This is a genomic window from Poseidonibacter sp., from assembly GCF_041821165.1.
Taxonomy (GTDB): domain Bacteria; phylum Campylobacterota; class Campylobacteria; order Campylobacterales; family Arcobacteraceae; genus Poseidonibacter.
Map to the genome: position 1 here is coordinate 15,838 of NZ_JBGUES010000010.1, position 13,156 is coordinate 28,993.

General features: G+C 25.7%; 8 protein-coding genes. All 8 read left to right on the plus strand.

From position 1 onward, the window contains the following. Window positions 1–78: 78 nt before the first annotated feature. Complete coding sequence (locus ACERKK_RS02070; RefSeq protein WP_373771413.1) at window positions 79–2,604, plus strand: beta strand repeat-containing protein; 2,526 nt, start codon at window positions 79–81, stop codon at window positions 2,602–2,604. Between the two features lie 15 nt (window positions 2,605–2,619). Then, entirely contained in the window at window positions 2,620–5,064 is a 2,445-nt protein-coding gene (locus ACERKK_RS02075; RefSeq protein WP_373771414.1) for a tetratricopeptide repeat protein, read from the plus strand. 17 nt (window positions 5,065–5,081) lie between these two features. Beyond that, window positions 5,082–7,205 (plus strand): type I secretion system permease/ATPase, encoded by a 2,124-nt coding sequence (locus ACERKK_RS02080; protein WP_373771415.1) that lies wholly within the window; start codon window positions 5,082–5,084, stop codon window positions 7,203–7,205. Between the two features lie 2 nt (window positions 7,206–7,207). Next, on the plus strand, window positions 7,208–8,482 hold the full coding sequence (locus ACERKK_RS02085) for an HlyD family type I secretion periplasmic adaptor subunit (protein WP_373771416.1): 1,275 nt from the start codon (window positions 7,208–7,210) through the stop codon (window positions 8,480–8,482). A 95-nt stretch (window positions 8,483–8,577) separates the two neighbouring features. After that, window positions 8,578–9,531, plus strand: coding sequence for a hypothetical protein (locus ACERKK_RS02090; protein WP_373771417.1), 954 nt, complete (start codon window positions 8,578–8,580; stop codon window positions 9,529–9,531). Window positions 9,532–9,636: 105 nt separating this feature from the next. Continuing rightward, a complete protein-coding gene (locus ACERKK_RS02095) occupies window positions 9,637–10,713 on the plus strand; it encodes a hypothetical protein (protein WP_373771418.1) in 1,077 nt (358 codons plus the stop codon). Between the two features lie 11 nt (window positions 10,714–10,724). Beyond that, window positions 10,725–11,444, plus strand: coding sequence for a hypothetical protein (locus ACERKK_RS02100; protein ID WP_373771419.1), 720 nt, complete (start codon window positions 10,725–10,727; stop codon window positions 11,442–11,444). Continuing rightward, window positions 11,444–13,156: TolC family protein (locus tag ACERKK_RS02105; RefSeq protein ID WP_373771420.1), on the plus strand; the 1,713-nt coding region annotated here is incomplete at its 3' end. The genes ACERKK_RS02100 and ACERKK_RS02105, both read left to right, overlap by 1 nt.

Genomic DNA, 13,156 nt, shown 5'->3' on the forward strand with positions numbered 1-13,156 from the left:
GCAACTTGGTCAACACAAACAGATACATTTACAACAAGTTTATCAAATGTTGATAATCTAAGCATTACATCTGGTTCAATGAGTATTGACTCAACACTGTTAAAAGGTGATGTAAATATTACAAATAATGCAATTATGAATATTACAAACTTAGATGCCTCACCTAGTTTAAATCTATCTACATTAAATGGAACTGGAACAACAACAGTTATAAGTGATGGCAATGTAGTATTTACAGGAAATATAGCAAGTGCAGATTTAAGTATTACAAATAATTCAACATTTACAGCAAATGCAGGAGCAGTAGAATTAGGAACGGGAATTATTACTGTTGATGCAGGTTCAATATTAAATGTAGACTCAACAGAGATTTTAGGTCAAACAGTAAATGGAAGTGGAACTACAAATATTATAAATATGCAAACAAACTCTGGAACATCTGATTATTCTACAATTACTACAAATGTAAGTACTCTTAATTGGAGTGGAACAGGAACAGACTTTAGTGGAAATATTGGAAATGCTGATTTAACAATTTCAAGTGGAACTATGAATATAGTTTCAGGAGCTACACTTGAAAATGGAAGTCTAAGAGTTTCTTCAAGTGCTATTTTAAATATAGATGTAAATGAAGCACATAATCAAGTAATTACAAATAATGCAACAGTAAATGTTACTTCATTCCAAGATAAATTAGATGTAGATGTATCAGCAATTACAGGTACAGGAACAACAAATTTAAATTGGACAGCTACAGATGCTACATTTATTGGAGATATTGCAAATGCAAATCTTCTTGTATCTGGTGGAAATATGACTATTGGAAGTAGTGCTGATATAAGTGGAACTGGAACTTTAAGTGTAAGTGGAGCTGGTACTATGACTTTAGATGCTTCAAAAGCTACAAATGAAGTAATCACAGGAACTGGAACAGTAGCCGTTACAAATCTTGATGCAACACCAACAGCAAATTTATCAAGTATTACAACTACAAATGTAACAGCTTTAAGTGATGCAAATGTAACATTTACAGGAAATTTAGGAAAAGCAGTAACAACAATTACATCAAACTCAATATTTACACTTGATAATAGTGCAATATTAGGTACATCAACATTTACTGTAAATTCAGGTTCAACATTAAGTGCAGATACTTCTAAAATAGTTGGAACAACAGTTAGTGGAACAGGAATAGTAAGTTTAACAAACCTAGATGATAGTTTAAATGCTGATTTTGCAACAATTAACTCATCAACAACATTAAATGTAGACTTTAGTGGAACGGGTACTTATGCAGGAAATTTAACAAATGTAGATAAATTAACAGTTTCAAGTGGAGCTATGACAGTTGATGCAAGTATTGTAAATACAGCAAGTACAATTACAAATGCAGTAGGTGCAACATTAAATGTAAATAACCTAGAAGCCGTAACAGCTATGGACTTTACAAAAGTTACAAATAATGGAACATTAAATGCTAATTGGTCAGGAGATGCAACATATATAGGTAATTTAACAAATGTAGATGATTTAACTATTTCAAGTGGAACTATGACTGTTAATGATTCCATTTTAGGTCTTACAACAGTTACTGGTAATGGAAATCTAATAGTACAAGCAAATGATGCAACACTTGATTTAAGTAATGTAAGTAGTACTTTAGGTACAGTAACTATAAATGATTTAAGTGCTTCAAGTATTACAGGAAGTGCAGGAGATGACACACTTAATTTAGCTAGTGGAAATGACACAGTAAATTTAGGTGCAGGAAATGATAGTATTAATATAAATATTGAAAATCTTGATATCAATGATAATATTACAGATACAAGTGGTAATGATAGTTTGACATTTAATAATAGTGGAACAATTGACTCTGCTGATGTAATTAATTTAAATGCAATAGAAACATTAAATATGCATAGCGGTGATGATACAGTTACTTTTGATACAGTATCAGAATTTAATAATTTTATAAATGAATTTAATGATATAAATGACATAGGTGGAAATGATTCTTTATCTTTTGGTTCAACTGCTATTAGTGGAGATTTAGACTTTTCAAAATTAAGTGACTTTGAAAATTTAAACCTATCAAGTACAAATGATACTATTACGTTAAGTGGTGATGAAGCAACAAATGTAAATGGTTTAGATGGAGATGATGACTTTACTTTAGACTTTACAAATATTGATTCATTTAATATTGATGGTGGTTCTAATGTAACTACTGGGGATACTGTAAATCTTAATGGTAACACAGGAACAACACTTACAAGTGATACAAATTTTGGTCATAGTACATCATTTGATAATATAGAAGTATTAGATATTTCATCTTTAACTTTAAATACACAAGATGATACAACAGAATTTGAGTTTACAGATGCATTAATTGAATCTTGGACTTCAGGGAGTAATAACTTAACATTAAAATTAACAAGTACACAAGCAGAAAAAATTAAATTTACTGATGTTGGTGGTGATAATGTAATTGGTGGAGGAGATGATACTATTTATGATGGCGATTCAAATACTGTAAGTGATAATACTACTTATGATTTAGGTAATACAACATTAACAATTGATTTAATAGATGTTTAAAGTATAGGAGAAAAAATGAATAAAACAATTTACAAACCAAATATTTTTGATATAGATAATATTCAAGAGGCAAAAAATATAATTTTGACTCCTGAAGCTGGATTAAAAACACAAGACAGATGGGAAGTTGAAACTCCTTTTATTGTTGATTCTATTATTGAAAATTTAAATATAAATGAAAAATCTTTAGTTCTTGATTTTGGATGTGGAATAGGTAGAGTTTCTAAAAAATTAATTGAAAAAACTAACTGTAAAATTATTGGAGCAGATATCTCATCTTCAATGAGAAAACTAGCAAAAGAGTATGTAAATAGTGATAATTTTAAAATATTTTCTCCAAAAGAGTTAGAACAATTAATACAAAATGGTTTAAGAGTTGATGCAGCAATTTCAATTTGGGTTTTACAACATTGTCTTAATCCAATGGATGAAATCAATCTTATTAAATCAGCACTAAAAAAAGATGCTTTAATTTATATTTTAAATAATAATACAAGTGCAGTTCCAACAAATAAAGGTTGGATAAATAATAATATAAATGTTCAAGAATTATTAAATTTCAAATTTGAAGAAGTTAAAAAAGATATACTTCCAGAAGAATTCTCACATGAAAAGATTTCTAAAAATACTTTTATATCAATTTTAAAAAATTCAAAAGGCTTTAAAAAAGTGTCAAAAAACAAAGAAGTTCTAATATTATTAAAAAATGCAATTGAAGAGTACAATAAAAAAAGTATTGATAAAGCAAAAGAGATTTATTTAAAAGTTTTAGAAATTGAAGAAGATAATGAAGAAGCATTAGGTAATTTAGGTGTTATTTTAAAAGCACAAAAAGATTATGAAAAAGCAATTTCTTATTATATAAAAGCAATAAAAATCAATCCAGATAATAGTCTAACTTATAATAATTTAGGAAATACTTTCAAAGAAATAAAAGATTATAAAAGAGCAGTTTTAGCATTTACAGATTGTATTAAAAGAGATTCAACTAATTTTAGCGCATTCAATAATCTTGGTATTGTATATGAAAGTATGGGCGATAATGAAAGAGCAATAAAATGTTATAAAGAAGCAGTTAGAATTAATCCAAAATTTTCAAAAGCTGTTAATAATATTGGAGTAGTTTTATATAAACAAAAAAAATATCAACAATCAATTGATATATTTAGAATTGCTTTTAAAATAGACCCTGAATATTATGAATTACATAGTAATATTGGAGCTTGTTTTAATAAACTAAAAAAATATGATGAAGCAATAAAATCTTTAGATTTAGCAATAAAACATAATCCTAAAAATGGTGGAGCATATACAAATTTAGGAAATGTATATAATAAACTATTTGATTATAAGAAAGCTGCAAAACTACATGAAAAATCAATTGCCTTAGAACCAAAAGGCTCAAATGCATATAGTAATGTAGGAACATCATATAAATACTTAGGTCTTACAAATAAAGCAATAAAAGCATATCAAAAAGCAATACAATTAGACCCAAGTTTTGTAAATGCACATTTTGATTTAGCGACTATGTACTTATCAATAGGTGACTTTTTAAATGGATTTAAAGAGTATGAATATAGATTCCAAAAAGAAGAGATGAAATCTCATATTATTTCTAATAAAGATATATTTTTAAAACCAATGTTAAGACATGATATGAATATAAAAGGCAAAACATTGCTTCTTCATTCAGAACAAGGTTTTGGAGATAGTATTCAATTTATAAGATTTGTTGAACAAATAAAAGAAAAATTCCAATGTACAATTGCGGTAAAATGTAGAGATGAATTAAAAGAATTATTTAGATTAATACCACAAATTGATATTTTAACTAATAGAAAAGAGAAAACTCCAGAGTTTGATTTTCATCTTCCAATTATGAGTATGCCTTATGTTTTAGGTATAAAAACAGTAAAAGATATACCTAATAATATTCCATATTTATTTTCAAAAGAAGACCAAGAGTTAAAGCTTTTAAAAGAAGAAAATAAAATTAATATTGGAATTTGTTGGAGTGCATCTATTACAGGTGAGAGTTATGATGGTAAAGTTTTTGATTTAAAATTTTTAGATAAATTAATAAATAGTGAAAATATAAATGTTTATACTTTACAAGTAGGTCCTGAAAATGAAGATATTAAAAAATATAATTATGAAGATAAAATTATAGATTTAACTTCAAAATTAACAGATTTTTCAAAAACTGCTTCATTATTAAATGAATTAGATTTAGTAATATCATCCGATACATCAGTTGCACATTTAGCTGGGGCATTAAATGTACCTGTTTGGATTCCTTTACAAAAAGTTCCTGATTGGAGATGGCAAAATAAAGGAAATAAATCACCTTGGTACCCTAGTGCAAAGTTATTTAGACAAAAAACAGCAAGAGTATGGGATGGTGTATTTCAGTCTATTTGTGATAACATTTATCAAAATTTCAAAATAAAAATTTAAGAAAACAGGCATAATATTTGAAAAATGAAGAAATAATAGAAGACAAAATAACATTAGATAAAGAGATAAGTAGAGAAGAATATCCTTTACTTTACTCTTTAAAATATATATTAGATTTTTATTTTGGTGATATTTCATTAGAAACTATTTTAAATTTATCAGCAGTATCAAATGAAGGTTTTACAAATGAATTAGCAATTGATGTTGTAAATGAAGTAGGTCTTACATCAGTTCAAAAAGATATTGATGCCTTAGATATCCCAAATCATTTTTTTCCTTGTATTATTTTTGATAAAAATGATAAACCTTATGTGTATTTAAAAAAGGATAAGGATGTTTATCTTTATAATCCAATTACAAATCAACAAGAAATACAAAATCCAAACTATTTAAAGAATTTTAAAAAAGCAATTTTAGTTTTTAGAGATCCTAAAAAACAAGAGTTACTAGAAAAAACTAAAACAAAAGATTGGTTTTGGTCTCCTGTAAAAACTTTTTGGCGTTCATATATAGAAATTGGTTTTTTAACTTTCTTTATAAATATTTTTGCACTTGCTGTTCCTTTATTTACAATGAATGTATATGATCGAGTTGTTCCAAATAATGCCACTGAAACACTTTTTGTTTTAGTTGTAGGTGTTGTTATAATTTTACTTTTTGATGTATATTTTAAAAGTGTTAGAAACCATATAATAGAAAAAGTAGGTAAAAAACTTGGTGTTTATTTAGAAGAAGAACTAATGAGAAGAATGTTAAGTATAAAATCTGAATATGATAATATGCTTATTGGTTCAAAGGCAAACTTATTTAGAGAACTAAATCAAATTAGAGATTTTATAGCAACAAAATCAATCTTACAAGTAATAGATTTACCATTTTTCTTTATTGCTCTTATTGTTATTTATATAATATCACCTGCTGTTGCAGCTGTTCCATTTATTGTTGCAATTTTCATTATTATATTTAATATCTTTATGCAAATACCTATTTCAAATTTAAGTAAAAAAAATATTGAAAATGTACAATCAAAACATAGTTATTTAGTTGAAACAATTCAAGGTAGTGAAATAATAAAATTATCAAATGCTTCTTCAACTAAACTTTTTAATTGGAGAAAACTAGTAGCTGTTACAGATTCTATTGGACTAAAAATCCAATCTCTAAATGTATTTTCAATGAATCTATCTCAAACCGTTGTACAGTTTGTTACTATGATGGTAATAGTTGTAGGAGTATTTGAGATTGCAGATAAAAACTTAAGTGTTGGTGGATTAATTGCTGTTACAATTTTAGCAAGTAGAGCAATGGTTCCTGTTATTCAAACTTCAATGATGGTAATTAGATTTAAAGAGATTAAAGAATCATTAAAAAATATTAATGAATTTTGGCATTTACCATTAGAAAATGATAAAGATTTAGAAATAGGTATTGGTAAATTAAAAGGAAGTATTGAGTTTTCAAAAGTAAGTTTCTTTTATAAAAATAGTAAATATGCATCATTAGACACATGTAATTTAGTAATTAAGCCAGGTGAAAAAGTTGGTATTATTGGACAAACAGGTGCTGGAAAAACAACTTTTTTACGTCTATTAACAGGTTTAAATAGCGCAACAAAAGGTAGTATATATTTAGATGGTCATGAAATATCAACTTTACATCCAGTTGAATTAAGACAAAATGTTGGCGTAATGCCACAAGAACCATTTTTATTTTCAGGGACACTAAAAGAAAATATTGAATTATCAAGTCCTATTAATAAAGAAAAAATGATGGAAATAATTAGATTAACAGGTTTAGAAGATTTAGTTAAAAAATCAGGTCAAGGGGACTCTTTACAAGTAGGTGAGAGAGGTTCAAACCTATCAGTAGGACAAAGACACTTAGTTGCACTTGCACGTGCTATATTAAATGACCCATCAATTATTATATTAGATGAACCAACAACAGGTTTAGATGTTGGATTGGAAAATACTTTAATTAAACATATGAAACAAGTATTAGATAAAAAAACTCTAATTGTAATTACTCATAGATTTGCAGCCTTAGAATTAGTAGATAGAGTTATAGTATTAAATAATGGAAAAATAGTTGCAGATGGGCCAAAAGAGACTGTTTTAGCTGCACTACAACAAAAGAAGTAAAAATGAATAATAAGTTATTTGAAGAATCAAGTTGGAATTATTATGTTTCAGTAGTTCCTATTATGTTGTTTTTTATATGTTTTTTAACATGGGCATATTTTAGTAAAATTGATGAAGTTGTAAAAGGAACAGGAAAAGTAGTACCATCTGGACAAACAAAAGTTTTACAGAATTTAGAAGGTGGTATTGTTTCTAAGATTAATGTAAAAGAGGGCGATATAGTAAAAAAAGGTGAAGTTATCTATACTTTATCAAATGCCTTTTTTAAAGCAGCACTTAAATCAAAAGAGATAGATTTATTAGCATATCAAGCTAGTGCTTATAGATTAGATGCATCAATTAATAATGCTCAAGAAATAGAATTCCCACAAGAGTTAGTTAAAAAAATACCTGAAATTATTGAAAATGAAAAAAGAATATTTTATGAAGATTTAACAAATAATAAAAGCAAAATAAATATAGCACGTGATCAATTAAAACAAAAAGAGTATAAATTAACTGAAGCACAAACAAAATTTGATAACTTAAGTATTGAACTAAAACTTGCACAAGCAAATATGCAAATACAAGATAGATTATATGAAAAAAAAGTTGTTTCACAAATGCAGTATATTAGTGAATTATCAAAAAAACAAAGCATTGTTACAAAACTTTCTGAAATTAGAAATAATATTCCATTAATTAAAGAAGAAATAAATGAATCAAAAAGAAAGATTGATACAGTTGTTTCAGAAATAAGATCAAAGTATTTAAATAAATATTCACTTCTAAAAGCAGAAATAAATAAACTTATAGAAAATAATAAAGCAAATTCAGATAGAGATTTAAGAAAACAAGTTGTTTCACCTGTAAATGGGATTATTAATAAATTGTATTTTTACACAGTTGGTGGAATTGTAAAAGCAGGTGATAAAATGGCAGAAATCACACCTATTGAAGACTCCTTAACAATTGAAGCAAAAATAAAAACATCAGATAGAGCACTTATTTGGAGTGGTCAAAAAGTTTCAATAGAAATCACTGCTTATGATTTTTCTAAATATGGTTTATTAACAGGTAAATTAATATCAATTTCACCTGATAGTTTTGAAGATAGAAATGGAAATATATTTTATATTATAAAGGTAAAAGCAAATGTAAACCAATTTGCTCCAGACTTACCAATTCTTCCAGGAATGGTTGCAAATGTAAATATTTTAACTGGTGAGAAAACAATATTACAATATATTATTAAACCATTAAAAAATATTAGAAAAAATGCTTTTGTAGAACAATAAGAAAAAATCTTATTAAAATAAAAATAATTAACTAGAAAATAAGTTTACTTATTATAATATCTAAGATTAAATTTTAATTTTTTTTAAGGGTATAAATGTTTAGTTTTATAAAGTTCTTACAAGGCTTTTTACAAAAAGTAAAAAGAAATAAAGGTCTATGGTTTACAACTCTTGCTGTTTTATCGATATTTGGAATTGGAATATCATTATATATTTTAATTAGTATGACAAAAAATGTTTCAAAAGAGGTTTATGTAAATATCTCTCAAACATATACAAAAAGTTTAAAAAATAGACTTGTATCAGAAGAAGAAACTCTTAAAAAAATATTATTAACTGTAAAAAATGATAATACTCTTATAAATGATATTTCAACAAATAATTTACAAAATGTAAATACAAAAATACAAAGTTATAATGAAAATTTTAAAAAATCTAATTTTGGTGAATTAACAATAGGTTTTTATCCAGTGATTAATCAAGTAAATCAATATAGAAATAGTGTAAATTCTGTTATTGAAAGAAAAGTATTAAATTTTGGTATTGAAGTTTTACCTGATGGAATTTTTATTTTACTACTTGAACCTGTTTTACAAGATGATAATTTAATTGGAGTTCTTGAAATTAAAGAGCCTTTATATTCATTAAAAGATGATTTCTCAAAAGATGATAGTATATTTTTATTTCTACTTGAACAAAAAATGTTAAATAAACTATCAATTGAAGCTAGAAAAGATAAATATAGAGAAATTATAGATGAATTAAATGTTGAAGAAGAGAGATACAATGGCGCCTTTTTTGGAAAAATTGTTGAAGGCGGACGAGAAGGTTATAAAGAGCTAATTGATAATGGATATTATGTTGATAATCAGTTTTTTAAAACATATAAAAAAGTTTCAGATATTAATGGAAATGTAATTGGAATAATAGTTTTAGGTGAAGTTGTTGAAGGTAGTGGTGCTTTTGTAAATATTGTTGATAATATGACAAAAACCGTAACAACAGTTGCTCTTGGTTTAGTAATATCAATACTACTATTTATGTTTTAAAGGTTATAAATGAGACGTATTAAAATATTAAAAATCTTTTTTATATTTATCCTTTTTTTAGTTTTCTTAGTTTTTTCAAATTTTGAAGTAATTAAAGTCTTTTTTATGGCAACACTTACATTTAATGTTGCTATTTTAACTATGTTTACAATTGGTTTGATTATTGTTTATCAATCAGCAATTCGTCTAACAATGCTGTCAGGGACTTTTGGAATTTTAGCTTATAAAAAAGGAAAAGATTTAGAGTTTTATCTTCAAGGTATTACAAATATTTTTCCTGCAACAATTGCTCATATGTTTAACAAAAGAGCAAAAAAAGGTGTTTTGTATTTTAGTACAAATGAAGCCAAAGATGTAACAGAATGGTTAGGAGAACAATTTTTTAAACAAAAAGGTTATACAAACTTTTTTGTTGGAACTTCTCTTATGTTAGGACTTTTTGGGACTTTTACAGGTTTATTAGTTGCTATTGATGAAATGGGTGGAATTATCTTATCTTTTGGTGGAGATGATATTGACCTTGGTGAAGTTATGACTAGTTTTGCAGGACCACTAGGAGGAATGTCAATAGGATTTGCTTCTTCTTTATTTGGTGTTGCATCTGCAATTATTTTAAATGTAATGCAATATATTTTAACTAGAAATCAAGCTGCCTTTTTAGAAGATGTAGAAGATTGGATGAAAGGTAAAATTATTGATTCTCAAAACTCTGATGTTCTTGATGAAATAAGAGGTGCTTCTTTACAAATGCCAACACAAACAGCTCAATCATCTACTTCATCTGGAAGTGTTGATAATGCTGGAGTTTCTGGTGGTTTCTTAAATGTATTTGTTGATATTATGGGTGATTTTACTAGTAAAATGGAAAAATCAAATAAAACTTTTGAAGATATGAATAAAGTTATTATTGAAAACTTAGCAAGTACAAATAGAAGTAATGAAAAAGAGAATATTTTATTAGAAAATATGGTTAATAACTTAAGAGAATTAAATGTAAATCAATTCTCAAATGCAGCAATGATGGAAGAATCACTTGAAGAAATTTCAAATGTTATTATGGCAGAACATAGAACTATGAAAAAAAGTTTAGCATTACAAGAAGAGAATAATAAGCTTTTAATTGAATTAATTACTTCATTAAAAGATAAAGTTGATACTCTTGAATCAGCTGTAAGAAAGTAGGTAGATAAAAAATGGCTATTAGATGTGAAGATGAATTTAATCCATGGCCATCTTTTGTGGATATTTTTTCTTCTGTTATTCTTGTAATGTTACTATTTTTATTAGTTTTATTAGTAAATTTAGGTTATTACTCACAATTTAAATATAAAGTTTCATATACAGGTTCAATTTCAAGTGATGAGCTAATTTTAAATAGTAATCCAAGCCCTTTAGCTAAAACAATTTCTGTTGAATCAATAACTTCTGTACCCTTACTTCAAAAAGAGGTTTTAAAGCTTAGAAAAATTATAGAACAAAAAGAAGTAAAAGCAAAAGAAAAAGAAGAATCAGAAGTAATTTCTGGTGGTATTGATGTAAGTGATGTAAAAGATGATGATAAATTATCAAAACAAGTTTTATTAGAAAATGAGGATTATTTATTGGTTACATTTAAAGGTACAGAAATATTTTTAGATAATCAAATAATGAAACAAATAAAAGTATTTGTACAAAGCACTAGATCTAAATATAAAGATCATAAGTTATTAATTAATGCCTATGATGTAAAAGGACAGGTAAGTGCAACTGTTACAAAACAAATATCATTAGCAAGATCAATAGGTGCTAGAAATTTAATTCGAAAAATGGGATATGAAAAAAAAGATGTTAGGATTGATCTTTTATCAAATATAAAAATAAAAGAAAAAATCGATGAAACAAATGGTTATTTAATAATTAGGGTGAAAAAATAGTGAAAAATATATCAATACTAAATTTATTTATATTATTGTTTCCCTTGGTTTTATTTTCTGCTGAAGATAAAATTTCACAAAGTGTATATTATGATGAAGTTATATTAGAAAAAGAGAATAGACTAAATCAAATATCAGGAGTATTAGATACTAATATTTCTATTAAATCAAATGAAATTCCAAATTATGTAAATGTAGCAAAAAAAGATAAAAGTTATATCAATAGTGAAGAAATGAAAATTGATGATTATGAAAAAGTAAAGTTAGTTGATGTTGTTTTAGAAACATTATCTCATAGTGATTTATTAAAATCAGCAAGAGAAAAAGTAATTCAAAGTGAACTAAAACTAAAAAATGCACTTGCAGGATATTATCCAACATTAAATTTTGAATATACATTATCAAGAACAAGAGCTCATCCTGGAACTGATGAGAAAAGATTTAAATTTTATAATAATAAAAACTATGAATTTGTAATGAGACAAAACTTATATTCAGGTGGTGCTACATATTATGAAATTTATAGTGTTCAAAAAACAAGAGATGTAACACAAAATCAATATATAATTGTATTAAATGAAGAGATTAAAAAAGCTATAAAAGCATATTTTGGTGTAGTTTTTGCAAATAGATCTGTAATGGTAAATGAAAGAAATATTAAAAAACTAAATAAAATTATGGAAATAGCAACAATCAAATATGATAGTGGAGCTTTATCTTTAGGAGATATTACTTCAATAAAAGCAAGTGCTGCTAATGCTAAAACAAAATTATTAAAAGTTAAGTCTAAATTTCTTGAAGCATTAAGATATTATGAGTATATAGCTGGAACAAAATTTATAAAAACTCTACCTTATGAAAAAGATTTTGATATTGATATTACAGATTTTGAGGATTTATATAGTAGAGCATTAGTTCAAAATAAGAATTTAATTAATTACTATAGAAGTATTGAATCTCAAAAATATAAACTAAAAGCTTCACACTCTGCATTTAAACCAAAGGTAGATTTTGAATTATCATATGATAATGTTTTAGATAAAGAAGATTTTGAGGATAGAGAAACAAATGTAACAGGTCAAGTTAGGCTATCTTACAATTTATATAATGGTGGTAGAGATAAAAACAAACTTTTAAAAATCAATAGTGAAATTAGAGATTTAAACTATAGAGTTAATGAAGAAATAAAAAAACTAAAATGGAATTTATCTAAATTATATACATCTGTATTATCTGTAAAAGAAGCATTAAAAAGTAATGTAGTTGAAATCCAAGCTTCAAGAAAAATGGTTAAAGCCTATTGGGAAGCTTTTGAATTAGGTGAGCAAGATTTACAAGTTTTACTTACAGGACAAAGACAGTTAAATACAGCAGAACTAGATTTAGTTAAGTATGAAGAGACATATATAAATAGTTTTTTTAATATCTTAGAATTAAGTGGTGATTTATCTTCATTTTTCGATGTTGACCCTGAAAATCCTAAATTTATTGATTTTTCAAAAAGTGATTATAGAAAAAGTATTTATGCAAATGCTGATATTTTAGAAAATAACACAAATTCAAAAAAAGAAAAAACAAATAGTATAAAAACACCTAAAACAAGTGTAAGCCAAAATATAAATACATTTATCAAAGAGTTTTTAGAGTTTGATGAAGAATCATATAGTATAGAAATAAGTTCTTTTAATAATATTTATGAAGCATTTGATTTT

Bases quoted from the DNA above. Each gene is read 5' to 3' on its own strand.
- ACERKK_RS02095 (WP_373771418.1), top strand. From the start codon at position 9,637: ATGGCAACACTTACATTTAATGTTGCTATTTTAACTATGTTTACAATT.
- ACERKK_RS02085 (WP_373771416.1), top strand. From the start codon at position 7,208: ATGAATAATAAGTTATTTGAAGAATCAAGTTGGAATTATTATGTTTCA.
- ACERKK_RS02070 (WP_373771413.1), top strand. From the start codon at position 79: ATGAGTATTGACTCAACACTGTTAAAAGGTGATGTAAATATTACAAAT.
- ACERKK_RS02100 (WP_373771419.1), top strand. From the start codon at position 10,725: ATGGCTATTAGATGTGAAGATGAATTTAATCCATGGCCATCTTTTGTG.
- ACERKK_RS02090 (WP_373771417.1), top strand. From the start codon at position 8,578: ATGTTTAGTTTTATAAAGTTCTTACAAGGCTTTTTACAAAAAGTAAAA.
- ACERKK_RS02075 (WP_373771414.1), top strand. From the start codon at position 2,620: ATGAATAAAACAATTTACAAACCAAATATTTTTGATATAGATAATATT.